Source organism: Lignipirellula cremea, from assembly GCF_056501455.1.
Genome location: NZ_CM151415.1, coordinates 4923143 through 4947721 on the forward strand (window position 1 = coordinate 4923143; position 24579 = coordinate 4947721).

A 24579-nucleotide genomic window follows, 5' to 3' on the forward strand; every position below is an offset into this window, starting at 1 on the left:
ACGCTCGCGGCGCCGTGCGTTCCGCGGGAATGCGCGGGACCGGTCAAAGTCCGACGGACGCCCGTTCGTTCGCGGGGCGAAGCTGCGCCACAGGGATAGGGCCCGCAGTCGCGAGACTGCGACGTCGGGCGGTGCAGTACGTATCGAACAGAGCGAGACGTCGTCGGGGGGCGTTCGACGCGCTCCTTTGGTCTTCAGGGAGGATGGTATGGCAACGGCGGTCAGCGTCGCTGAGGAATCTGCGCTCCTTTGGCAGGAGCATTGTAAGGATCGGTCGAGTCTGACGATCCGCAACCGGCTGATCGAGATCTACCTTCCGCTCGTGAAGTATCACGCGCAGCGGGTCTGGTCCCGACTTCCTGACGGCGTCGAACTGGACGACCTCGTCAGCGCCGGCGTGTTCGGCCTGATGGACGCCATCGACGCGTTCGACCTCGGTCGCGGCGTGAAGTTCGAGACCTACTGCGTGCCGCGCATTCGCGGCGCCATGCTGGACGAACTCCGCTCGACCGACTGGGTCCCGCGTCTGGTTCGTTCCAAGGCGAATCGCCTGAACGAAGCGACGAAGACCCTGGAAGATTCGCTCGGCCGAGCGCCGACGGAGCAGGAGCTCGCCGAGCGGCTGCAACTTCCGGCCAAGGAGGTCGAGAAGATGATGCTGGAGGCGAACGTCGTCAACCAGATCAGCCTGAACAAGAAGTGGTACGAGACGGACTCGTACAAGGACGTCTCGGAAATCGACGTCATCGACGACAAGAAGGGCGAGGACCCGACGCGCCGCATCCAGAAGGGCGACCTCCTGCGGCTCGTCACCAAGGGGCTCAATCGCAACGAACGCCTCATCATCATCCTCTACTACTACGAGGAACTGACGATGAAGGAAGTCGGCGCCACCCTCGCGCTCAGCGAGAGCCGCGTGAGCCAGATGCATTCCAGCATCGTCGCCCGACTGCAGGAACAGCTCGGCAAGCGTCGCATTGAATTCGGCGTTCAGTGACCTTACGAGCCGCGTGCCTCAAAGTAGCGGGCCACGGAGGGCTGACACCCTCCGCTCGCCTGGAACTGACCTACGCACGATCGAAAAAACCTTCAGCGAACTGACGTGAGCGACAGCTTGTTTGCGTAAACGAAGCCTTGCGGCTTCTCCGTCCGGCCCTGGGAGATCCCTCGCTCCCCGGGCCGTTTTTCGTAATTTGGCGCGGTTCGTCAGTCATTCGCGGGAAATCGCGTCACGAATCGCTGCTGCAATCTTCTTCCGCGTCTTCGGATCTTCGGTGGAGAAGTAAGAGTTCGTCGTTCGGGCGACGTAGAGCGGCTGCGGCAAGACGCGTTGGAGGATCTGCATCGCCGCGTCCTGCACCCGCAAAATGACTCGCGTCGGACTGAACGTCCGCCAGTAGCCGATTGCCCGGATCGGACGCCGGTCGTCCAAGGCCGCGACAAGCGCGGGGATCGCTTCGGGACCAAGATCGCGAAGCTCCTCTGCCGCATTCGCCTCCGTGCGGAACGCTCCGCTGGTCAGGACGTCGCAATGACCAGGCTGCGACCACTGGTATGCCTGGACGTCACGCAGGCGGAAGATCAGGTCTTCGATTCGAGCGTGCTTGTCGACAGGCCGCATGTCTGGTCGGAAGCGCCGAAACTGATCCTCGACGGTCATCTCGTTCAGCAAGCCTTCGAGTTCACGAGATTCCTCCGCGTAGAACGTGTTCGGATACCGATCTGCGACTTCACCGAACAGCCCCGCCGCCTCGCACCGATCGCCTCGTTCTTGAAGCGCCTTGATGGCCTTCGAATAAAGCTCCCACGCCTTCGCAGTCGGCGAGTCGAGGATCGTTTGCTTTTCCTTCTCGTCGATCTGCATAAAGTCAGGAAGAGGGTCCAGCTGTCCTGTCTCGGCGTTTCGGAACGATCCGAACCACTCGGCGCTGAAGACGCGGCCGAAACGGGAGAACTCTTCCATCATCGGTCGACGTGCGCGCAGTTGGACGATGAACTGGCGGAACTCTTCCGGCGTGGTCTCTGCATACCATTCTCGCCAGCGAGTTTGGTCCCAGCCGAAGTTCTGACCGGTGGCGTGGCGCAGGAAGATCGATCCGAAATGCCCTGACCGACTCAGCGAGTCGATCAGTTCTTGCAGCGGCTCCTTTTCGCCGCGGCCCGCGAGTGCGAAGCAAAGCGCGAGCCTTGCGTGGAAATCCTTCTCCGCGTCGAGCCGCTCCCTAATCCCTTTCGCGGCCCCTGGCGAATCGAGATCTGCCAAAGCTTCGGCGGCTTCGAACTGACCATCTCCCGAGCGGTCACAGACGAGCTGCAGCAAACGGGAAACTTCCGAATCCTCGACTGCCCGCGACGGAACCGTGAGCATCGGAGCGAGACAAATCGACGCGATCGCCGCGATTCGACGAGCTTGTCCATGCTGCATGACGTCGTTTCCCCGACTCCTGGCCCCCGAGACATCAGAACTATCCTCCGTCTGACTGAAGCCGCGGGCAAGTTCAAAGTCCGCTCGCGGGGTCGCAGAGAATGACGACCAGGCGGCGGAAAACGCCTGACGCCGAGCCCGCCGTCGAATCGCTCTAGGCGGACGAATGGCCTCGGGGCGATAATCCTCCAATGCGGACGGACTGGGCGGATCGTCCATCGACTGCCCAGCGTCGATCTTCGACGCGCCGCACTTTTTCTTCTTCGCTTCGCGAAGGATCGCGAAGTCGAGAACCAGCATGAAGCTCTTTTTCTCCGTAGGCGAGCCGAGCGGCGATCTGCACGGCTCGAACCTGATCGCCCAGCTTCGCGCGGCCGAACCAGGGCTGCGCTGCATCGGATTCGGCGGGCCGAAGATGGTCGCCGCCGGTCTTCGCCCGATCGAAGACCTGACCCAGCATGCGGTGATGGGCTTTCTCCCCGTCATCAAGAAATTCGGGACGTTCCGCCGGCTGGTCGCCGAAGCCGACGCCGTGCTGGCGAAGGAACGACCCGACGCGGTCGTGCTGATCGACTTCCCAGGCTTCAACTGGCACATCGCCGCCCGGGCGCGCGAGCGGGGGATTCCCGTCTACTACTACGGCGGACCGCAGATCTGGGCCTGGGCGTCGTGGCGGGTCGCAAAGATGCGGCGGCTGGTCGATCACGTCCTGTGCAAGCTTCCCTTCGAAGAGCCGTGGTATCGCGAGCGGGGCGTGGCGGCGACCTACGTCGGCCATCCCTTCTTCGACGAGACGAGCCAGCGGAAGGTCGACCAGACGCTCGTCGACGAGTTGTCCGACGATCCCCGTCCGCTGGTCGCGCTCCTGCCCGGTTCCCGCGATCAGGAGGTGAAGAAGAACCTGCCGGACCTGCTCAGGACGGCGAACAAGATCCTCGCTTCCGGCGTCGACGCCCGATTCGCCGTCGCGGCGTTCAAGGACGCTCACGCCGATCGTGCGCGGGAGATGGTCGCGCGGGAGCTACCCGGCGCGGTCGTCTACTCCGCCAGGACGCCGGAGATCATTCGCGCGGCGAAGACGGTGCTCGCCTGTTCGGGTTCCGTTTCGCTGGAATTGATGGCCGAGCGCAAGCCGACGGTGATCTCTTACCGGGTGAGCCCGACGCTGTACTGGGCCTGCCGGACGTTCCTGGTGAACGTGAAGTACTGCACGCTGGTCAATCTTCTGGCGGACCCGAATCCGTGGATCGAACGACGCGTGCCGTACGAGCCCGACGCGCCCGGGGCGGAGAACGTCCCGTTCCCTGAATATGCCACCCATCGCGATCGCACCGACGATATGGCGCGGCATCTGGTCCACTGGCTGACCGACGAAACGGAGTACGATCGGCGGGTCGCGATGCTGGACGATCTGGCCGCACGGTACGCTCGCCCCGGCGCCAGCGTTCGCGCTGCCGCGTTCCTGCTCGATCGGCTCACCGATCTCTATCGACGCCCCGTCCGCAAGGCGGCGTGAGGTCGGACCCGCGAAACCTCATCCGCTTGCGGATGAGTGCGGGGACCGGGAGACTGGAGGCGATCAGGCGGAGGGCAGAAGGCTCGCCGCGATTCCGCGGTTCCCTCCCACGTCGCTCATGTTTCTGCTCGAGCCTCAGCGAACGCAGTTCGACCTGAACTTTCGTATCGGGGATATCTCTGTCCGGATCCATCCGTTCTTCTGGCTCGTGTCGCTGATCATGTTCGCCTCGGGCGGCATGAACGAGCCCAACGCTCCGATGCTGCTGGCGATCTGGGTCGGCGTCGTCTTCTTCTCGATCCTGATCCATGAACTGGGTCACGCCGTCGTCATGCGATACTACGGCGACCACCCCTCGGTCGTCCTCTATTCCTTCGGCGGACTGGCGATTCCTGCCGGCGGGGGAGGGGGAGGAGGCTTCTACGAATCAGGCTGGCGTCCCCGCGCGCGGATGACGCCGATCCGCAAGATTCAGATCTCGTTCGCCGGACCGCTCGCCGGATTCCTGGTCGCCGCGGCGACGCTCGTGCTCTGCAAGATCGCCGACGTACAGATTTACCTGGGCTGGCTCTGGTACTTGCCGATTCCGTTCGTCTACCTGGAAGACAAGCCGGGACTCGACGCGCTGTTGAACAATATCTTGTGGGTGAACGTGACGTGGGGGCTCGTCAACCTGCTGCCGATCTATCCCCTCGACGGCGGTCAGATCGCGCGAGAACTGTTCACCCTCGCGCAGGCCCCGGACGGACTACGAAAGTCGCTCTACCTGTCGATGTTCACGTCGATCGGCGCGGCGGTTCTGCTGTTCAGTTCCGGGCTCGGCGGGATCTTCATCCTGCTGATCTTCGGATCGCTGGCCTACAGCAACTGGCAGATGATCCAGCAGATGTCGCGATTCTGAGCGAGTCGCGGTCGTATTCGGCGAGCGGAGGGTGTCAGCCCTCCGTGGGTATCGCGAACCGACGACGCTTCGAGGACACGGAGGGCTGACACCCTCCGCTCGCCCCGGAGAGTTCCGTCGATCAAAGCGGTTCGGCGCTCATCGCGGCGGCGCGAGCCTCTCCCGAAACGGGCGCGAACGACGCGTCGCCGGCGATGCGGGCCCGCATCCGGCGGAAGCAGTCTTCCAGAAACGCGGTCGCTTCTTCGCGCTTCACCGAACGCGAGTCCCAGTGCAGGTTCAGCGCCTGACGGCCCTCGAAACGGAACGCGGTCAACGCGAGCCGGGTCAGCGGGCGAATCGGCGCGACCAGATCGAAGCCGGTGAGCGTCACGTCGCCGACGCGGATGCCGTCCGCTTCACGAGGCAGGCGGAGCTTGGCGAACGGCTCGCCCAGATTGGTGAGGATGCAACTGCTTTTGCATTCGCTCTTCTTGGTCATCATGCCGATGCCGCCCGGCAGACGGGCCATGCCCCCCAGCACGAGCGGAAACGTGAGCCCCAGATTGAGGCGCTGAATCAGGGAGATCTCCTCCCGCAGGCTGCGCAGGAGCCCTCCGTCGTCGGCGATCTGCTCGGGCGTCCGGTCGAGGAAAACCATGCTCACCACGTTCGCCGCGGGAAGGCGCCGATCAGCGTACTGACGCAGGTTGAACGGCGTCATCATCCGCAGCCACTGCTTGCTCTCCAGGCCGAAGCGCTTCTGCCAGTCGGCCGCCGTGGCGAAGACGTCGGCGACCAGCAGATCGTTGACCGTCGACCCGATGCGAAGCGCGGCGTCGGCGTATCGTGCCGTCTCTTCGACGTCGAGATCGAACGTCAACGCGGACGGAAAATCAGGTGGCGCGACGTCGTCCGGCGCCTCGAAGTCGCAACCGAGGGGGACCGGCTTCCGGAAGAAGAACTGCCGAATGCCGGCGAGTCCGACCGACTGCTGCGGCATGATCGCCATCAGCTTCCAGAACGTCAGCCCCATCGACATCCGCTGCCGGAGGAGTTCCGGCTGGTACGTGCGGAGGATGCGTTTTTCCTGCGGAACGCCCGTCAGCGCCGCGTGGTACGACAGCAGAAAGTCGTGGGCGATCTGCAGCGCGCCGACGCCGTCGGCGAAGGCATGGTGAATCTGAAAGGTGACTTCGGTCGTCTTTTCGCCCGCTTCGTCGATTCCGACCGCGCTCCAGACCCGGAGGCCCGGCTCCTGCGTCAGGTCGATGCGATCGACCGCCGGGAACGATCCATCGGACCGAAGTTCGTAACGCTGGAAACGATTCGCGTCGCCCGCGTCTGCCCAGACCAGACGTCCGCGGCGGTCCTTTCGGACGATCGCCCGACTGAGGGGGTGCCGGTCCAGTATCTGGTGCCGCATGCCGTACATTCCGTCGACGTCGAGCGTCCCGCGAAACCGCAGCCGGCAGAACATGTTCATCGGGTAATCGACCCGATCGTCGAGGAACATGTACCGTTCGAACGGCGTCAACGGCAGCGGAAAGAGCATGGGTACGCCGGACATACGGTAAGGCGAGAAACCTGTTCGGCGTCCCTCGCCGCAGGGGAGCCGGAGGGGCGACCGACGCTGTGCGCGGGACGGGACGCGGAGCCGCGGGAAGCGAGTCCGTCACGGAACCTTCGGCGCTGCCGTGCGTCGAAGATCCGCCGCTTCAGGATAGGTCGCGATTCGGGCGTCGCAATGCGCGACCCGCCTCTCGCCCCGCGTCACGGGGCGGTAACGACTCGCAGAATCGGATTTGCGACCCGCTCCTGCCGGTTTTCTAATGATTTCGCGACAGATCCCGTCAGCAACATGCGAAATCGACGAGAAGAGGGCGCCGAATGTTCGCCATCGCAGATCGGCCTGACGCATGACCGCAGACCTGTCCGCCAGGAACTTCGTCGCAGCGAAGAAGTCCGCCCGGCGGTTCTTCCGCTTCAACCTGCTGGCGCTGCTGATCGCGATGCTGGTCGTCGCGCTCTACTTCGGCGTGCGGCAGCGGTTCGTCGTCTCGGTCGAGGAGAATCGGGCGAAGCGAATGCTTCTGGACGGGGGCGCGTCGTACGGGATCGCTCCGCCGTATCCGGTCTGGGTGCAGTACGCCCTGCTGCAATTCGGCGCCGATGCCCATCATGTCAACTTCGTCAGCTTTCCTCCGCATTCGCCCGGCGACCCGATACCTGCGAAGCGACTGACGGCGGAGGATCTCGCGCCGCTGACCAGGCTTCCCAGTTTGGAAACAGTCGATCTCTGGGGATCGAAGTTCGAGGGCGAGGCTCTCGCGACGCTTCTGCACTGCGATAAGCTCCGAACGCTGGACCTGAGTTCGAGCCTGATGGATGACGCGGCGGTCGAGCGACTGGCCGGGCATCCGACGCTCGAGGTCGTTCGGATCGAACAGACGCTCACCACCGACGCGGCGCTGAAGACGCTTGCGACGCTGCCGAACCTGAGGGAAATCAGGATCGACGACGCCACGACGAAGGAGGGGATCGCCGCGCTGGCGACCGCGCCGCGACTGAAACACGTCGACGCTCATTGCACGGCGTTGCAGCTTGCGGACCTGCAGGTCCTCATCGACCGGGGCGTCTCGGTCGAGATTCACGAGGATTACTTCCGACCGCCGCAGGAGACCTACGACCACGCCTTCTGGTCCCTGCATCGAGAGTCGCCGTCCGTAACGATAGCGGCCGAGCGTCTGACCGATCGCGAGGTCGTCGACGGTCTCGCCGGGACGCCGAGCATTCACACGGTCAACCTCCATGGCGGCGAGACGATCGCCCCCGAAGCGCTGACCGGCCTGCTTTCCAACGAGCGGATACTCGAGATCTATCTCGACGTTCGCGGCGCGCCGGTTCCCTACGAAGCGATCGACGAGGTCGCCCGACGCGTGCGGCCCGCCGATGCCGACCCCTGCATCGTTTACGGCAACGTCGTCGCGACGGGCGACGAACTGATTCGCGAGTGCGAGAAGGTCCGTCGCGTCAAGCGTCGCCCCACCGGGATGATCTATGCGCCCTACGTGATCAAGGAACTGCGTCCCGAGACCGTGGCCCGGCTCTCCGCTCTGGCGCCGGGCTGCGACGTAGCGATTCAGCCGCACGCGGCGGGTCATCCGCTGCTTTGGGTTCGGCAGTCGCAGGCGCTGGAAGATCTGTCGCCGATCTTCACGGCGATCCCGCTCCCCTAACCGAACGTCTGAAAATGCTCTCCTGCTTCCGCCCCTCTGCCGCCGAGTGACGATGCGAAAGCCAGTCGAACTTGACGCCGATCCATTCGCACCCGAAGCGAGGGAAGCCGAAGACGAATCGTCGCCGCCCGCCTCGAAGGAGGGGGCGACGAATCGACGCGGCTGGCGGCGGCTGTTGCAGGTCAACCTGCTGATGGTGCTGGTCGCGCTCGCGCTGGTGAGCGGCTACTTCGCGATGCGGCGGAATTTCCTGGTGCCGTACCTCGAACAGAAGACGGCTCGCGAAGAGCTGGCGAAGCGGGGGGCACAGTTCTCTGCCGTCCCGGCGAGTCCGAAGTGGGTCCAGACGTTGTTCCAAATCTCCGACGACGATTTCCAGAACGTGGAGATGATCAAGCTGGAACACAGCGACGCCATCCGCGACGCCGACCTCGTCCACCTGCACAAGTTTCCGCATCTCAAGCGGCTCTATCTCGCCGCGACCGGCGTGACCGACGACGGCCTGAAGCATTTGCGTTACTGCACGAAGTTGCGACGCATTTCGCTGTGGGATACCCACGTAGGCGATGCCGGGATTCGGGAGTTGGAGACGCTTCAGGACTTGCGGATCATCGATATCCATCGGACCTGGACGACGGATGCCGCGCTCGAAACGCTCGGGAAGCTAACCGCGCTGGAAGAACTGCTCCTCGATGACGCGACCACGAAGCGGGGCGTCGCCCATCTGGCAGGGCTCAAGAATCTCCGGCGGTTGAGCCTGCGGTCGACGTCGCTCGAAGCCGACTGCCTCGTATCGCTGGCCGACTGTCCGATCGAGATCCTGGAACTGCCGAACGGGTTCGCCGATCGAGAGTCCGCGAAAAATTTTCGGCATGTGCCGCGCATTCGGTCGCTCCAGTTGTCGCTTCCTGGCGCGACGGACGAAGACCTCGAATGGCTGGCGGCGATGAGGAACCTGCGGACGCTGAGCCTGACCGACCTTCAGGCCGAGGGAGCCTTCGCGAGGCACGTCGGCGCGATGCGCGAACTGCGCGAGTTGACCGTCACGAGCGACCGGTTTCAGAAGCGGTACGTAGAAGCAGCGATCCGCTCGCCCCGTCTGACGCAGGCGACGATCACCGTCCCGCTCGTGCCGACGGACGTTCCGCGACAGCCGACGAATCACAAGCTTCGGACGCCGCGTTTCGTCTCGCCGTGGATGACGCACCTCGACAGCTATCCGACGGTTCGCGGCGCCCGAGGCGCGAAATACGGCTGGGCCGCGGAAGGGTTCGGAACCGGCGCCGCGAAGCGATTTCATAACCAGCAGACGCTCTACGTGACCGAGGAGACGCTGGAGCCGCTGCTCGCACAGCGCGGACTGACCGATTTGGCGTTGAACCGCTGGGAGTTCGCTCCCGGCGCGCTCGCGTCGCTGGCGACGCTCGATCGCCTGGAGACTCTATTGCTCGAGGCCTGCCGGTTTCAGCCGGAAGAGTTGGAGGCGTTCGCCCGACTCCCGAACCTGCGGCGGGTCTATGTCCGAGGCGCGTCCGTCCGCGAAGAGCAACTGCTCGCATTCGCGAAGGCGCCGCATCTGGAAGTGTTGGAAGTTCATCCCACCGACGCGTCATCGGCGACGGTCTGCCTCCTCGCGAAGAAAGAATCATTGCGGCGCCTCGCTCTTTTCTCCACGTCGCTGGACGATGCGTTTCTAGACGAGGTCGACGCGATCCTGGCCCCGCGAGCCCGGGCTGCGGTCGAGGCGGTCGTGAACGGCGAAGCTCCGCGAGATTCGGTACCCTCCTTTCAGTTCTTCTCGAGCGGCTTTTCGGCCGATCGAGCCCAGGCCTTTCGCGACCGGTACACGATCGCCGTCGGCGTCGCGAAAGAACCGAACGTCACGGCTCCGAAGAAGTATTGGGGAACGTGGCCCGCGGAGGGCGCCTTCGGCTGGATCGATCCGGCGCATCCGTACGCGATGGAGTTGTCGCCGCTCGACGTCGATCTGCCGACTGTCGACTTTACGAAGGGCGGGGTCGCCGCGTCGAATCCTCCAAGACTGCACGCGACGGCCTTAGCGCCGGTCGCCGAGGCGGTCGTCTGGAACTCTCTGATCGGCAAAATGCCGGGACGGGGATCCACGTGGTACTACGGTTCCCGCGGCGAATCCGAGACGGGCTGGCGGATCCAGTTGACGCCCTCTGCGATCGGCGATTTGCAGATTCCCCTCCGCCAGTTCGAGGTCCCGACGCTGCGGCGACTGCTCGACTTCGCCTCGTCGACGATGGAGTTCGTCGATGGAGGGTTTCCGTCGGAATGCCTGGAAGCTCTCTCGCAATCGAAAGCCAGATTCGTGATCCTCGGCCCCGGGTGCGAATACGACGCGGCCGTGCTGGAGGCGATCGCGCAGATGCCGCTTCTCGAAACCGTTCAGTTTCAATATTGCCGAAAGCCGACCGCAGACGAGGTCGCGGTTCTGTCCGAGAGCCTGACGCTCCGGACGATCGCATTCGAACATCGGGGGGAGCCGGTGTACTTCGACGAACTCGCGACGCCCGCGTCCCGACAGATCCCGATGAGCCTGACAGGCAAGGTGGTTTACGATGCTGAGGACGCTTTCCGAGAGCGTCCCAAAAACCTCATCCTCGCGAATTTCGACGAAAAGCTGTGGCCCGCGATCCTCGCGGCCCCGGAAGCGATCTCGAACATCCGGCCTCGCGACGACTGGCACAATCACGGGCGACTCCGCCTGCAACTGGAAGTACTGCAACGCGAGCGGGATAAGGCCTCGGAAGCGAACGAGGCGGCGACGCAGACGAGGCGATAACGAGCGAAAGTTCCGATCGATGGAGTTCGGTCGGATTATCGGGGCTGGATCCGACCTTCCGGTCGGGCCTCCGAACGTGAGCGGCTCGCTGCGACTCCTGCGATCGATCAGGACGGCGGTAAGCTACGCTTTTCGCGACGCTTGCGAATTTCTTTGCAATGCGGGGGGGCCGCCACTACGATACCGATTAAGGCGACTTCGTGTCGTAACAGGAGCTGCCGTCAGGGGCGACGGGGATACTTCGGAGATCTTTTCATGCTGGCTTTCGTCTCTCGTGGCCTTGGACTAAGCGCCGCAGCGCGCGGATTCGCGTCGCAAGCTGCGGCTCTCTCGGCAGTTGCGTGCGCGGCTCTGACGTTCGGCGTCTCCGCCGACGCCGCCCAGCGTCTTCCCTTCGCGACGGCTCCCGCAAGGGATCACGAAGAGGTCTTCCTCTTCGACGCGATCGAAGAGAAGAAGATCGAGGTTCGCTTCGTTCCCCGGAACATCAAGGAAGCGACCATCGTTTTCACGAACAAAACGGATAAGCCGCTCGCTATCCGGATGCCCGAAGCTCTCGCCGCGACGCCTGTCCTCGCCCAGTTCGGCGGCGGCATGGCCGGCGGCATGGGAGGCATGGGCGGCATGGGCGGCGGCATGGGAGGTATGGGCGGCGGCATGGGAGGCATGGGCGGCCAGAACCAGGGCATGGGGATGGGCGGCGGCATGGGGGGTATGGGCGGCGGCATGATGGGCGGCGGCATGGGAGGCATGGGCGGAATGGGAGGCGGCGGAGGCGGCTTCGGCGGCTTCATGAACGTCGCTGCCGAGAAGGTCGCCAAGACCCGCGTCGAGACCGTCTGCCTGGAACATGGCAAGCCCGATCCGAACCCCCACATCGAATACGAACTTCGCCCGATCGACGTCCTCGCGACCAAGCCGGAAGTCGTCGAACTCTGCGCCATGCTCGGACGCGGGGAGATGCCGCAGAACGCCGCCCAGGCGGCCGCGTGGCACCTCAACAACGATCTCTCGTGGGACGAACTCGCGGCGAAAGACCGCGTCCGTCTGAGCACGGGCTACTTCGAGAAGTTCTTCAACCAGGGCGAACTGCAACTGGCGTTTCGCGCCACGCAGGTCTGTGCGGAACGTGCGGCCATCCGCGCGGAGTACCAGAAGAATCACCCGACCCAGCCGGAAGTCTCGCCGGGCGAGCAGCTCCAGACGGAGACGGAGACGGTGCAGGTTCAGCAGCCGGCCCGGGCCTTGGAACTGCAGCAGGTTCAGGAGTAACCGCGTCGGGCGGTTCTACCGACTTCAAGCAACGACCGTCGTAAGACGCGTCGGCGCCGACCGAAGCGTCCCGGGGCTTTCCCGGGACGCTTTTTTCGTGCGCGCCAGGCAGCAGCGACGGCGCCGGCAGAGGCGCCCGAAGCTCGCTTCGCAGACGTTCGAAACTTGTCGAAAGGATGGCCAGCGGTTCGCCTGCGAGGTAAAACGCTCTCTCGCGAACAAGCGAGCGGAACCTTACGGCGCTGCGTTCGGTTGGTTTCGCTGCACGACGATCGATGACGATCGCGGCGGAAGTCGGCAGGGCTTCTCCACACGGAAGTGAGGTACGGATGCGGTGCCCGTTCTGCAGCGTCGATCATGACAAGGTGATCGACTCCCGCTCGTGTCAGGACGGTCTGGCGGTCCGTCGCCGGCGGGAGTGTCTCTCCTGCAAGCGTCGCTTCACGACGTACGAAAAGCTGGAATACGTCAATCTGCGGGTGGTCAAAAAGGACCGGACCCGCGAGGAGTTCGATCCGGCGAAGATCCGCTTCGGCCTCGAAAAGGCGTGCTGGAAGCGCCAGATCAGCGCCGAGCAGATCGACCGGGTCGTCAACGCGGTCGTGAAGCAGGTCTACGAACTGCAGGACTCCGAAATCGACTCGCAGTCGCTCGGCAAGATGGTGATGGAGCATCTGGCCCGGCTCGACCAGGTCGCCTACGTCCGCTTCGCCAGCGTCTACCGCGAATTCAAGGACGTCCGCGAGTTCATGGAGGAGTTGCGACCCATGCTGGAAATCGGCGGAGCGGCGAACAAGCCCCGCTGAATTGCTCGGCGCGTGAAGCGATGTCGACGAAGGACGGTCACTTGCAGAGGTAGGAAATCCGACTTCGGGCGTAAGGATCGGATATCGGACGCGTCGAAAGAACGTCCCGATCGCGCTGGTCCGACGACCGCCGACCGAGTAGCCTTACCATAAGAGATCGACGATCGCGCGATCCGCCCGAGCCGGCGAAGTCGCAGACGTACAGGAGAGAACCGATGAAGCTTCGATCGAGGGTTTACCGTTCGGCGTTCGCCTCCATGCTCTTCGCGACGGGCGGACTGTTCATCGCCGGCTGCGGCGAGTTTCAGCAACTGGGCGTCAGCGCTGCGGAGGGGCAGCCGTCCCCCGCGGCCGACAGCGGGGCAGCGCTTCCTGCCGTCGGTGTCGCAGGACAGGGCGAAGGCTCAGGGGCGGACGGAAAGCAAGCCGGGAAGTCCGGCACGGCGAAAGGACCGAACGTGAACGAGAAGCCCGAGAGGGTCGTGAAGACCGAGAAGGAATGGAAAGAAATCCTCACGCCAGAGGAGTTCTACATCCTCCGGAAGAAGGGCACCGAGCTCCCCTTCGAAAACAAGTACGACCATCACTTCGAACCGGGCACTTACGTCTGCGCCGGCTGCGGAGCCGAACTGTTCGAGTCCGATACGAAGTTCAACTCGGGCTGCGGCTGGCCAGCGTTCTATGCCGCCAAGGCGGGTGACCGCGTCAAGTTCAAGCGCGACCTGACGAACTTCATGGTCCGCACCGAAGTGACCTGCGCTCGCTGCGACGGTCACCTGGGCCACGTGTTCAACGACGCGCCGGCCACGCCGACGGGACAACGCTACTGCATCAACTCCGTTTCGATGAAGTTCGTGCCGAGGGACGAAAAGAAGGCCGAAGGCGAACCCAAGCCGGCGAACGCCGCTCCGGCGCCGGAAACGAAGTAAGTATCGTCCCTGACGCGAGCGATTCGGCACGCCGCTGAGCCTCTGCTCCGCCGGCGCTGGTCAGAACGACCAGCGACAGCAAGTCGCGACGCCTCGCGAGTCCAAAGCTACGCGTTTCGGTTCAGCGCCGCGTCCGGCAGGGCCCGCAGCGCGTCGAGGGCGGGCGAAGCGGGGAAGGGGTCGAGCCAGCGCTTCGCTTCGTCGGAGCGCTGCTTCGCGATCCGATGGGCGTCTTCCAGGCCGCCCGTCTCGCGAAGGATCGCGATAAGATCGCCCTGCAAAGGTCGAGCCCCGCGGTCGTCGCAGGCCGCGTCGAGGATCTCGAGCAGCTTGGTGCGCTGCCGGCCGGTCGCTCGTGCCAGCGCGCGAATCACGGGCAGCGTCAGCTTCCCTTTCGCGAGATCGGCGACGGCGTCCTTCCCCATCGATGCCGGGTCGCCGCAGACGTCGAGCAGGTCGTCGACTATCTGAAACGTCACGCCCAAGTCGCGGCCGAAACGTTCGAGTCGCTGCACTTTCGCCGTGTCGGCGCCCGCCAGTTCTCCGCCCAGTCTGCCGCAGCAGGCGAGCAGGGCCGCCGTCTTCCCCTCGACGATCTCGAAGTAATCCTGCTCGGAAAGTTGCAGGTTCCCGCGGGAGGAGACCTGCTTCAATTCGCCGGCGCAGGTCGCGTTCGTCGCGGCGCCGATGATGCGGCAGGCCTCCGCCGAACCCGAACAGGCGGCCAGCCGGAAGGCATGCGAGAAGAGATAGTCGCCCATCAGGACGGCGACCTCGTCGTTCCAGCGCACGTTCACCGTCGGAAGCCGCCGGCGGGTCGTCGCGTCGTCCAGGACGTCGTCGTGCACCAGCGTCGCCGCGTGGATCATCTCGATCGCGGCGGCGAGCGTTACGTGCGAAGGCGTCAGCGAACCGGCGGCCTTGCCGCAAAGCAGCAGCAACGTGGGGCGCAGACGTTTTCCGCCGAAGAAAGCGTCGTAGCGGGACAACTCGTGCAGGAACGGGTGCTCGCTGCGAAGCTCCCGGTCGAGCGTCGCTTCGACCTGAAGCAGTTCTTCGCGAATCGGCTCGATCAGTCGCTGACGCACGTCGGACGGATCGTCGGCAGAAGCCGCGACGGAAGTCCGTACGAACGGATTCGTCGGCTGAAGGGGCGTCGTGCGGAAGGGACTTCCGCGGCGTTCTACAGCGGTCAATGCAGCGTGCAACCTTGTCGCCGCGACGGCGCTTCCGAGTTCGGTCGATCCAGCCAGACTGAGAGACGCTTCGGGCGCTCGACTATCCGGCAGATCGTTCGGCCGAACTCTTTCGAAACTCTGACGGTCGGGCGTTCCGCCGTTCCCCGCCGCGGCGAAGATCGATCGAACGGAAGCGGCCGGTCGAACCGCTGTTGAACGGATCGACCGTCTCAAGACGCCCGAGCTCGGCGTTCATGCCGATCGCCGCACCGCCGGTTCGCGAGTCTCCGTTCGCCTGTTCGGGCTAGGAAGCGTCGCCGCCTGCGGAGGCGGACTCGTCTCGCAGATAAGGACCGCTTTTCCCGCCGCGCTTTTCACGGAGTTCCGCTCGTTCGATCGTCATTCCGCGATCGACGGACTTGCACATGTCGTAGATGGTCAATGCCGCGACGGTCGCCGCGACCAGCGCTTCCATCTCGACGCCCGTCTTTCCGACCAGCCAGGCCGCGGCGGAAACCTCCAGCCGGGTCGCGTCGAGCCACGCGAACGAAACGTCGCAGCCCTCCATCGGCAGCGGGTGGCAGAGGGGAATCAGCTCGCCGGTCCGCTTCGAGGCCTGAATGCCTGCGAGCCGCGCCACCTGCAGGACGTCGCCCTTTTTCGCGTTCCCTGCGCGAACGAGTTCGCCCGTCGCGGCCTCCATGCGAACGATCGCCGCCGCGCGTGCGTATCGGTAGGAGGCCTCCTTCCCGCTGACGTCGACCATCCGCGCGGCGCCGGCGTCGTCGAAGTGGGTGAAGCCAGTCTCGGGCGGCATGACAGGTTCCGGCGAAGAGATCGGGTCGCTTCGCATGAGCTTAGTCGAAGAGCCGCAATGCGCCACGGTTCCTTCTGAGAGGGGGACGAGAGTCCCCCGAGGTCAGCGCTTCGTCGAGCGTTCCGGACTCGGGGGACTCTCGTCCCCCGCTCAGGGGTTGGTTGCCGACCGCGCACGAAAAAAGCCGCCGGAGGTTAGTCCGGCGGCTTTCTATGTTCTCTGGTTTGGGGCCTAGAGCCTTACGCCAGTTCCTTCTTCGAGCTGATGAGCGTCTTGAGGCGTTCGGCGAGCAAGTGCGCGTCGAACGGCTTCTTGAACGTCTCGTTGATGCTCGAGCGATCGAAGCTCATGGTGGCTCCGTCGTCGGGCAGCAGGGCGATCAGAATCGTTTCGGCGAAGTTCGGATTCTTCCGGATGTTCTGACAGATCTGCAGCGCTTCCACCTTACCGATGGAGAAGTCGCAGATGATGCAGTCCGGATGAAAGGACTCCGCTTGAATGCCTGCCTCGAAGCCGCTGTAAGCGACCGCGACCTTGAACGCTCGCTCGCTGGGGAGTTCGCGCTTCAGGTTCTCGATCAGCAGTTGATCCTGCGCGACGATCAGGACTTTGGCCGTAGCCTCGTCCTCGAGATCCCCGAGGGGCATCCCGTGTTCCTTGAGGAACTTGATCAGATATTCGCGCGGAATCCGGCGGTCCTGGGAACCGGGAATCCGGTAACCCTTGAGCCGACCGGAGTCGAACCACTTGCTGACCGTTCGCGGGGCCACCTTACAGATCTTCGCGACCTGTCCAGTTGTGAAGACCTTCATGCCAGCCTCTCCGTCTGTTTTTTATTCGTCGGTCTATCGCCGTGTCCGCCTTTCGGCAGGTCGGCGCGGGAAGCCCCCGTGTCGCAAGAATCTGGAATCGACGCCTTCGGTCCTTCCCTCGGTTGTAGGCGCGTCGAAGCGTTCAGGCGAAACGTCTGGGTCGGGGCATTACGATCGGCTTCATACTCGCCCTGTCGAGACTGACCTTCCGAATCAGCGAAGATTCGGCTCGCCGGTCGATTTCGACGGAGCTTTAAAACTGAGCGGATCAGTTCCCTCTGAACCGCGACATTCGTTCCATCGGAAAGAATCGGAAGCGGTCCGCAGCGGTCCCTCGCGCTTTTCGGGTCGCACCGGTCGTGCGAACTGTAGCGACGAGAGTTGCGGCGCCTCCGCCTCTCAGCGGATGGCGACAGCGAGGGCGCAAGCGACGGCTTACGACCCGACCCTCGCGATTCGGCGTGCGAGAGCGGTCCGTAGGTCGAGCGAGTTCCCCCCTGTCGGCGAATCTTCCGGCAGACGACCGTGCATCGCGAAGCTGCGACGCTCTTCGCCCACGCCCGTCTGTCGGGACAATCGCCGAAGACCCTTTCCCGCGCAACGCGCACGTCGCTCAGGAAATGATCCTTCTGCGAATATTATTCGTGCCGCCGCGCAGGAGTTCTTTAAGGCCTTTGGCACGAATTCCTTCGGCGTCGGTTTCGACGGTCGATCGAGCCACGACCGGACGGCCTCGATACGACCGATTCCAGACCGGTTTTCGACGTTCGGAGAGCCGAAGCGAACAGCCTTCGACGATGCGGCCGAAACATGCCGCAACGTTCGGCCTGGCGCCGCGGCGGGACTGCCGGCGCTCGCGGGAAGCGTCAGTCGACGAGCGGGCACGATTCGGATCGGGACGTGGAACCCGAGCCCTCTGGCGAGCGCAGGACGCGATTCCTCTGCGGCGCCGCAGTAGGCGACCGGAAGCTCGTGCGTGTCGCACTCACAGGTAGCGTTCCCGGCGATCTGACTCGCCGCGCAGTCGGCGCACAGGCCGCTACAGTTTCGCGAGACGCGCTCTACGCAGCTTCTTCGGACGCGTCGGCAGAAGCGGCGGTCGGGAGGATGCGTCCGTCGTCGGCGACGTCTTCGAAGCGAACGGAGACGCGCTTGGACACTCCCGATTCCTGCATCGTGACGCCGTAAAGCGTCGTCGCGGCGGTCATCGTCTTCTTGGAGTGCGTAATGATGACGAACCGCGTGAAGCCCAGGAAGCCTCCCAGCGTGTCGATGAAGCGACCGATGTTCGCTTCGTCGAACGGGGCGTCGACCTCGTCCAGGATGCAGAACGGGCTGGGGCGATACTGGAAGATGGCCAGCAGCAACGCGACCGCGGTCAGCGCCTTTTCCCCGCCGGAGAGAAGCGAGTTCGAAAACTCCGACTTTCCGGGCGGCGTGGCGACGATCTCGATCCCGCTTTCGAGGACGTCCGCCCCCTCTTCGAGAGCGAGGTCGGCCCTGCCGCCGCCGAACACCTTGCGGTAGAGCGTCTGGAAGTTCGCCCGGATCGCTTCGAGCGTCTCCTGGAAGAGCTTCCGCGAGTCGGCGTTGATCTTGCGGATGATCCGCTCGAGCGACTCCTTCGCCTGCTTCAGATCCTCGTACTGGGCCGAGAGCGCGGCATAGCGCGGTTCGAGCTCGTCGAGCTCGGCCAGCGCTTCCAGGTTCACGGTCCCCATCTGGTTGATCTTCCTCCGCAGGGAGGCGATCTCCTCCTCGGCCGCGTCAGCGCCCGGGATTCCGTCGGCGCCGGACCGCTCCGCCAGGTCCTGCAGATCGACGTCGTAATCCTCCTTCATGCGCGCATGGAGGATGTCCCGCTCCTGCCGGGTCTGGCCGAGCGCGAGCTCTTCCCGGTGCAGCGAATCGGTCAGTTCGCGCAGCATCGACTCGATGGCGGAGAGCGATTGTTGCCCCGACCGGCGAGCGGCGTGCAGTTCTTCGCGACGCTCTGCGAGCAGGACCAGCCGCCCGGCGAGAGCTTCCTTCTCCAGAAAGAGCAGGCTCAAGCGCCCTTCGGCTTCCAGGATCGACCGCTCGGCGGCATCGGCCTTGCTCGCGAGCGTTCCGACCGCCTGCGCCGCTTCGTCGGCGTGCGTACGGGCGTCGCGAAGATCCGTTGCCAGGCGCTCATGCTGGCGCTGAATGGTCTCGAAGATCTGCTCGCTGCGAGCGAGTTCGACCTTCGCGGCCGTCAGTTCCCGCAGGCGCTGCTGCCGCTCCGTATCGGACTTGGAGAACTGTTCGTCGAACCGCCGCACCGCTTCGTCGAGCCGCCGGGCTTTCGTTTCGACTTCCTCGTACCGGGCACGGGCCTCGTCCATTTCTGCGGCGAGAACCAGTCGCCGGTCCTGAAGCGTTTCCCGCTGGCGATCGAGCGCGAGCAGTTGTTCCCGCCGGCGTTCCAGCCGGTCGAGCGCGACGCGGCCCTTGGTTCGGACTTCGCTGGTCTCTTCGTCCGCCGACGTACGTTCGACATGCAGTTGCTTGAGCGCGAGATCGCTTTGCAGGATCTCTTCCTGTAGCTCGGCATGCCGCCGCGTCGTGTCGGTCATTTCTTCTCGCGCGGCGGCTAGTTGCCTCGCGAGGTGCGACCGTTCGCTGCGTCGGGCGACGAGACCGGAGGGGACGCTCTTTCCGCCGCCGAAGAAGACGTTGTCGGTCGAAACGCTGTAGCCGTCGGCCGTGACGAGTCGTTCGCCCGATTCGAGCCGATCCTGCAGCGCCAGCGCTGACGGTAGATCGGCGACGAACCAGGTATCCGCCAGCAATCGGCGGAGCAGGGGACCGGCAGGTTCCGCCGCCCGGACCAGTTCGTCGGCTCGACCGATCACGCCGGGCGCGTCGCGCAGAGCGGAATTCGCCCGCGAGACCTGATACCGGGGGCGGCGGGTGGAAAGCGATACGAAGCCGATACGGCTGGTCGGAAGACCCTCCGAGACGGCGATTCGATGCATCGCCTCGACGTCGTCGACCACCAGGTACGTCGTCCGCTCGCCCAGCGCAAGGTCGGCCAGCGGTGCATGTTCGAAATCGACGCGAACGAAGTCGGCGAGCAGGCCGCGGACCGAGGCGTAGATGCCGCCTGGTTCTTCGCTTCGGGCCTTGAGCGCGCGATTAGTCAGTTCGGAAAGACCCTCGCCGGCTCGCTCGAGTCCATCGAGGAATGCCAGCCGTTCTTCGAGCCCGAGGATCTTCGCCTGGCTCTGATGAATCTGCTGCTGGAGCTTGTCGAGCCGCTTTTGTCCGTCGACGAGCCGCGACTGGGCGACGTCGATCTGTTCCTGCAGCCGCGTCCGCCGGGCGACGAGCAGAGCCTCTTCCTGTTCGAGGGCGGCGATCTCCTGATCGAGTTGTTCGACGCCCCGTTCGACGGCGTCCAGTTCGCGAATCAGGCGCTGCTCTTCGACGCCGGCGCCGTTGAGCGCGGCTTCCGCAGTGGAGATCCGCTTCCCGAGTTCGCCCGTCTCCCGAACCGCGGCGACGTACTCTTCGCGGCGAGTTTCGTTCTCTTCGCGAGCCTGTTGCAGCGCCTGATGCAGCGCGGCGACTTCGCGTTCCTTCTCGTCGACGGCGGAAAGGCATGTCGCCCGACGTTCCTCGGCCTCCGATCGCTCCAGATCGAGGGCCGCCAGCTTGGCCGCGAGATCCTGCGCTTTGCGCTCGGCCCGCCAGCGTTGATCCTGAAAACGCCGACGCTCCTCGCCGATCGTTTCGAGTTGGGCGAAGAGGTGGAAGTTGGACGATTCTAGAGCGACGATCTTCTCGCGAAGCTGGCTGAGCGCCGCATCCTGGCGCTGGGCGAAGGCGACCGTCTCTTCGAAGTCGCGCTCGACCGAGGCGAGGTTCGACTCGACGGCTTCGCGTTCCGTCCGCTTCGCCTCGGCGCCTTCGGACAGTTCCGCGATTCGTCGCTCGGCCTCGGCGACTCCGCGCGAGAGCCTCCGCCAGTCGGCCAGACCGGCGCTCATGCGGAGTTCCTGCAGTCGCCGATTCAGTTCACGGTACTTTTCCGCCTTGGTCGCCTGCGACTTGACCGCCCGCAGGCGCGTTTCGACTTCCTCGACGATATCCGAGAGCCGCAGCAGGTTCTGGTCGACGCGTTCGAGCCGGCGCTGGGCCTCGACTTTCTTGGCCTTGAAGCGGCTGATGCCCGCCGCCTCTTCGAAGATCGCGCGGCGTTCCTTGCTGGACGCCTGGAGGAGCTTGTCGACGCGCCCCTGCTCGATCATGGAGTAGGCGCCCGAACCCGCCCCCGTCCCGCGGAACAGATCCCGGACGTCCTTCAGGCGACTCGGCTGGCGATTGATCAGGTACTCGCCTTCGCCGCCCGCATAAACCCGGCGAGTGATCTGGACCTCTGCGGCATCGATGTCCAGCAGGCCGAGCGAGTTGTCGAAGTAGAGCGACGCCTCGGCGCCCGCCATCGGCTTCCGGGAAGAGCCGGAGCCCTTGAAGATGACGTCGTGCATGTCCTTGCCGCGAAGGCTCTTGGCGCTCTGTTCGCCCAGAACCCACTTGATCGCGTCGACGACGTTCGACTTGCCCGAGCCGTTCGGGCCGACGATGACCGTGATCCCCTCCGGAAAGTCGAAGCGGGTCCGGTCGGCGAAGCTTTTGAATCCGTAGAGTTCGAGGGCTTTAAGCATAATCGTCAGGACGCCCGGCGAAGCTTTCAGAAGGACTGTTCGCCGGCAGGACAGATAGCAGTCCGTTGATTCTCTCAGCGGACTGCGTTCGCCGCAGGGATGCGGCGTCAAAACAGCGGATTTTCCGCTGTTTTGCGAGGCGTGAGAAACTTGTTTCGAACTTGCCGAGCGTGATTTTCGCCCGGAAGGCGAAAATCAACGGACGGATAGGCGAGGCGCTCGGCCTGCCGCCTGCATTCTCGTTCGCTTCACGCTAATCGGGCGTCCGCATTGCAAGAGCCCGTCGGCGCGACTCAGTACCAGGACGGCCACCACGACCAGCCGCTCTCCGCCTTGGACGCCGTTTCCAGGGCCGACTCTTCCTCCGGCTCTTCTTCCGAATCCGAAGACTCCTTCGCCTCCGCCGAATCGAACGTCGGCTCGTCGGATTCAGCGGTTTCTTCAGCGTCTTTCTCGTCGACGCCGTCGTATTCTTCCGTCTTCACGCCGTCGCGGCGAACGGAGGCGCCCTCGGGGTCGAACAGGCTCGGGAAGGGCGTCGCCGCCGCGGTCGAGTCGGCTGCATTATATCCCGACGACCGCGTGGGCGTCGGAAGAGCGTCGATGACCAGTTCGCCCGGCCAGGCGTTCGCCTGCTTGAGTTGCTTCGCCATGGCGAGCAGTTCCTCGTAGCCGCCGCCCACCTCGACGACCGCTTTCATCGCCTCGACCAGTTCGCCGGAGGTTTCGATCCGGCGATCGTCCTTGTTGGCGGCGAAGCGAGTCACCAGCACGCCGCCCCCCGGCATCGGCTTGAGCATGATGCCCGGACCGCAGAAGACGGCGACCTGCAGATTCTGGATCCGTTGATCGTGGCCGAAGACGACGATTTCGGCCCGTTCCCGGCGGGCGAAATGAATCATAGGCGCCGAGAGCGACGTCACGACGTGGAAGTGGAATTCGTCGCGGATCTTCTCGCCGCGGATGAAGGGATCGTTCTCGTTCCGCTGGCGGAGCGCGCGAAAGGCGCCGTACTTCGTTTCCGGCTCGACATCCTGCAGCATTTCGCTCAACGCTTCGTAGGCTTCGATGTGCGTCATCGCCGAAAGCGCCGTGATAGCATGCCAGCGGAAGCGGCCATCGTCGCGAGCCGTGTTGCGCAGGGTCTGGACGCACGATTTCTCGTCCAGATAAGCCAGCGCCTCGGCGGCGTAGAAGGCGACCTCAGTTCTGGGCGATCCGAGCCCCTGTTCGAGGAGCGCGATCGCGTCCTTGCCCGCCGCTTCGAGGGCGATCGCGGCCCGACCCGAACTCGAAGGCTCGAGCAGTTGCTTGGCGAGAAGCTGCAGGCGCTCGGTTCGTTCGGAAGCGTTCTCGTTGACGGGCACCGCGGCCACGACCTCGAAGAAGCGTCCGATGTTTCCGCGATAGTTCGTCGGAATCTTCAACGCGATCAGGCGGTTGTCCTGAGCGACGGCCGCGCCGACCTTCCGGCTGCCGTCCATGGCGGAGAATCGTGAGTTGACCGCCTTGGCCACGATGATCGCCTGCGACCCCTTCAGGTCAGGCGAGCGAATCTGCAGGCCGATCTCCCGGTCGCGGAGCACTTCGCCGCCGCCCAGGATGCGTCCCTTAAGCTTCCGCGAGTCCGCCGGATCTTCCTCGAACAGCGCTTCGACAAGCACCGGCCCCTCGCCGTTCAACAGGACTTCCCCTTCGCGAAGCTGGCGATCGAGCACGGCCATCTGCCGCATTCGGGTCGCCATCATCCACCCGCCCATCAGGCTGGTCGATTCCGAGCCGTCCGGCACGACAGCGACGAGATCGATGCGATCTCCACGGCGCGCGGCAGGCGGAAGCGCTCCCTTGACGAGCACGAGCGAAGTCTTGTCCGAATCCAGAATCGTGTCCGGGTCGGTGATCTTGTGCGTCTGCATCTCCTTCCGCAGTCGGGCGCGGAGCGGATTGGCGGCGGGCGAACTTCCCGTCCGGTCGAGTTCCGTCACGAGCGCGACGCCTTCGACCTTCTGGAAGTTGAAGTTCCAGGCGTAGGTCAGATCGCCGACGCGCTTCGCCTTTTTACGAAGCTCCGCGAGGGTCTCTTCGGAAGGCCCTTCGAGCGTCGATTCGTCTTCGCCCCACCAGGAGTCATCGCTCCAGGAGGCCCACGGCGACGTACAGCCGCTCGACGCGCAAGCGACGAAGAAGAACAAACAGGCGAATCGTGCGAAGCGTCGCGCCATGACAGCTCCCAACCGGTTCCGCGACGACGCGCGAACCTACGGCGCCGAGGTGGCGAGCGGGAGCCCTTCGCCGACGAACGAGGCGCAGCGCTTCCCGCGAGGAAATCCGTTTCCAGGGGAGGGGAATAGCCGGAGCGACGCAGCCGCGTCAAGAGCGATCGGCAGGTATGGCGCTTTCCGCCAGCGCCGGGGCGGCCCGCATCGACTGGCGACGCGGACCGCCCCTCGCATGAAACCCCGCGCTCAATCGCAGGCCGGAACGGCGCGAGAGCGGCGGGGGTCGGACGAGCGATTCAGCGTCGTCCTGCCGAACTTGGAGTCTCCCGAGAAGAACCGCTGCGCGAACCGGGCGGCGCCGCGGATCGGGCGCTCCGCGTCGGGTCGCGAACGCTCGATCGCCTCGCGCCGGGCGAGATCGACGATCTCCACCGACTGCATGCGCGGACGACACTCCTCGCGAAACTCCTGCCAGATCTCCGGAAGGCCGGCGGCGCCTTCTCGGAAATCGATCGCCGCCACGTTCCGGAACGCCCGCTCGACGCCCCTGAGCAGCTTCGCCCCGGCGAAAAAGTTGGGGGCGAAGCCGAGGCACAGGTCGAGCTTCCAGTCGCCGTGCGGTCGATCGTCGAAGAACATCGTCTGCACCGATCCGAGCTGACGCACGTCCCGCCGGAAGTAGTGCGGCGCCACGCGAACGCCTTCCTCGTCCCGGTAGAGAAACGCCATCAGGTCGGGCAGGGCGCCGTCGACGAGCGGCGCCTCTCCCAGATCATGCGAGCGGAGAAGCAGGGTTCGTGAAACTCGTTCCATGGTTTCCCGCCGTTCGAGCACGTACTAGTCAGTAGAGCGTCGCCTGCTGCGCGACCGAGCCCCCGGCAGACAATCGAGCCCCCGGGCAGACAATATCGGGCGCCGGCTCAGGCGACGTCGAAAGCTACACCGCGTCGGTCGTGGAAGCTTCCTTCCTTGAGACGAGTTTTCGA

The 24579-nt window shown here is 64.6% G+C and carries 16 protein-coding genes; 8 read left to right on the plus strand and 8 right to left on the minus strand.

All coding sequences use genetic code 11. The features are described 5' to 3' along the window. Positions 1–187 precede the first annotated feature (187 nt). Positions 188–997 (plus strand): FliA/WhiG family RNA polymerase sigma factor, encoded by an 810-nt coding sequence (locus SH602x_RS19140; RefSeq protein WP_479471454.1) that lies wholly within the window; start codon positions 188–190, stop codon positions 995–997. Positions 998–1210: 213 nt separating this feature from the next. On the opposite strand, the gene SH602x_RS19145 is transcribed toward SH602x_RS19140, so the two are convergent. Continuing rightward, positions 1211–2263: a hypothetical protein gene (locus SH602x_RS19145; protein WP_479473837.1), complete on the minus strand. Its 1053-nt coding sequence runs from the start codon at positions 2261–2263 to the stop codon at positions 1211–1213. 460 nt (positions 2264–2723) lie between these two features. Between SH602x_RS19145 and lpxB the strand changes: the two genes are divergently transcribed. Next, the gene (gene lpxB / locus SH602x_RS19150) at positions 2724–3941 is read left to right on the plus strand and encodes a lipid-A-disaccharide synthase (RefSeq protein WP_479473838.1); all 1218 of its coding nucleotides are present in this window, start codon (positions 2724–2726) and stop codon (positions 3939–3941) included. Positions 3942–4059: 118 nt separating this feature from the next. Continuing rightward, the gene (locus SH602x_RS19155; RefSeq protein ID WP_479473839.1) at positions 4060–4842 is read left to right on the plus strand and encodes a site-2 protease family protein; all 783 of its coding nucleotides are present in this window, start codon (positions 4060–4062) and stop codon (positions 4840–4842) included. A gap of 121 nt (positions 4843–4963) precedes the next feature. Here the strand turns inward: SH602x_RS19155 and SH602x_RS19160 are convergent, their stop codons facing one another. Continuing rightward, the gene (locus tag SH602x_RS19160) at positions 4964–6391 is read right to left on the minus strand and encodes a hypothetical protein (protein ID WP_479473840.1); all 1428 of its coding nucleotides are present in this window, start codon (positions 6389–6391) and stop codon (positions 4964–4966) included. A gap of 349 nt (positions 6392–6740) precedes the next feature. On the opposite strand from SH602x_RS19160, the gene SH602x_RS19165 reads away from it, so the two are divergent. From SH602x_RS19165 to msrB, 5 genes are all read left to right on the plus strand, one after another. Continuing rightward, the gene (locus tag SH602x_RS19165; protein WP_479473841.1) at positions 6741–8060 is read left to right on the plus strand and encodes a leucine-rich repeat domain-containing protein; all 1320 of its coding nucleotides are present in this window, start codon (positions 6741–6743) and stop codon (positions 8058–8060) included. A gap of 52 nt (positions 8061–8112) precedes the next feature. After that, positions 8113–10869, plus strand: coding sequence for a leucine-rich repeat domain-containing protein (locus SH602x_RS19170; RefSeq protein WP_479473842.1), 2757 nt, complete (start codon positions 8113–8115; stop codon positions 10867–10869). A gap of 255 nt (positions 10870–11124) precedes the next feature. Next, positions 11125–12141: a hypothetical protein gene (locus SH602x_RS19175; protein ID WP_479473843.1), complete on the plus strand. Its 1017-nt coding sequence runs from the start codon at positions 11125–11127 to the stop codon at positions 12139–12141. A 329-nt stretch (positions 12142–12470) separates the two neighbouring features. Next, the gene (gene nrdR / locus SH602x_RS19180) at positions 12471–12947 is read left to right on the plus strand and encodes a transcriptional regulator NrdR (RefSeq protein WP_479471447.1); all 477 of its coding nucleotides are present in this window, start codon (positions 12471–12473) and stop codon (positions 12945–12947) included. Between the two features lie 215 nt (positions 12948–13162). Beyond that, on the plus strand, positions 13163–13876 hold the full coding sequence (msrB, locus tag SH602x_RS19185) for a peptide-methionine (R)-S-oxide reductase MsrB (protein WP_479473844.1): 714 nt from the start codon (positions 13163–13165) through the stop codon (positions 13874–13876). A 107-nt stretch (positions 13877–13983) separates the two neighbouring features. Here the strand turns inward: msrB and SH602x_RS19190 are convergent, their stop codons facing one another. From SH602x_RS19190 to SH602x_RS19215, 6 genes are all read right to left on the minus strand, one after another. Then, positions 13984–14964, minus strand: coding sequence for a polyprenyl synthetase family protein (locus SH602x_RS19190; RefSeq protein WP_479473845.1), 981 nt, complete (start codon positions 14962–14964; stop codon positions 13984–13986). Between the two features lie 394 nt (positions 14965–15358). Continuing rightward, positions 15359–15871, minus strand: a complete 513-nt coding sequence (gene moaC / locus SH602x_RS19195; protein WP_479473846.1) for a cyclic pyranopterin monophosphate synthase MoaC — start codon at positions 15869–15871, stop codon at positions 15359–15361. Between the two features lie 239 nt (positions 15872–16110). Continuing rightward, a complete protein-coding gene (locus SH602x_RS19200; protein ID WP_479471443.1) occupies positions 16111–16683 on the minus strand; it encodes a response regulator in 573 nt (190 codons plus the stop codon). 1061 nt (positions 16684–17744) lie between these two features. Further along, positions 17745–21374 (minus strand): chromosome segregation protein SMC, encoded by a 3630-nt coding sequence (gene smc / locus SH602x_RS19205; protein ID WP_479473847.1) that lies wholly within the window; start codon positions 21372–21374, stop codon positions 17745–17747. A 293-nt stretch (positions 21375–21667) separates the two neighbouring features. Continuing rightward, positions 21668–23596, minus strand: a complete 1929-nt coding sequence (locus tag SH602x_RS19210) for a flagellar basal body P-ring protein FlgI (RefSeq protein WP_479473848.1) — start codon at positions 23594–23596, stop codon at positions 21668–21670. Between the two features lie 243 nt (positions 23597–23839). Beyond that, the gene (locus SH602x_RS19215) at positions 23840–24406 is read right to left on the minus strand and encodes a hypothetical protein (protein ID WP_479473849.1); all 567 of its coding nucleotides are present in this window, start codon (positions 24404–24406) and stop codon (positions 23840–23842) included. Positions 24407–24579: the final 173 nt, after the last annotated feature.

Bases quoted from the DNA above. Each gene is read 5' to 3' on its own strand.
- lpxB (WP_479473838.1), top strand. From the start codon at position 2,724: ATGAAGCTCTTTTTCTCCGTAGGCGAGCCGAGCGGCGATCTGCACGGC.
- SH602x_RS19155 (WP_479473839.1), top strand. From the start codon at position 4,060: ATGTTTCTGCTCGAGCCTCAGCGAACGCAGTTCGACCTGAACTTTCGT.
- SH602x_RS19160 (WP_479473840.1), bottom strand. From the start codon at position 6,391: ATGTCCGGCGTACCCATGCTCTTTCCGCTGCCGTTGACGCCGTTCGAA.
- SH602x_RS19165 (WP_479473841.1), top strand. From the start codon at position 6,741: ATGACCGCAGACCTGTCCGCCAGGAACTTCGTCGCAGCGAAGAAGTCC.
- SH602x_RS19170 (WP_479473842.1), top strand. From the start codon at position 8,113: ATGCGAAAGCCAGTCGAACTTGACGCCGATCCATTCGCACCCGAAGCG.
- SH602x_RS19175 (WP_479473843.1), top strand. From the start codon at position 11,125: ATGCTGGCTTTCGTCTCTCGTGGCCTTGGACTAAGCGCCGCAGCGCGC.
- nrdR (WP_479471447.1), top strand. From the start codon at position 12,471: ATGCGGTGCCCGTTCTGCAGCGTCGATCATGACAAGGTGATCGACTCC.
- msrB (WP_479473844.1), top strand. From the start codon at position 13,163: ATGAAGCTTCGATCGAGGGTTTACCGTTCGGCGTTCGCCTCCATGCTC.
- moaC (WP_479473846.1), bottom strand. From the start codon at position 15,871: ATGCCGCCCGAGACTGGCTTCACCCACTTCGACGACGCCGGCGCCGCG.
- SH602x_RS19200 (WP_479471443.1), bottom strand. From the start codon at position 16,683: ATGAAGGTCTTCACAACTGGACAGGTCGCGAAGATCTGTAAGGTGGCC.
- smc (WP_479473847.1), bottom strand. From the start codon at position 21,374: ATGCTTAAAGCCCTCGAACTCTACGGATTCAAAAGCTTCGCCGACCGG.
- SH602x_RS19210 (WP_479473848.1), bottom strand. From the start codon at position 23,596: ATGGCGCGACGCTTCGCACGATTCGCCTGTTTGTTCTTCTTCGTCGCT.
- SH602x_RS19215 (WP_479473849.1), bottom strand. From the start codon at position 24,406: ATGGAACGAGTTTCACGAACCCTGCTTCTCCGCTCGCATGATCTGGGA.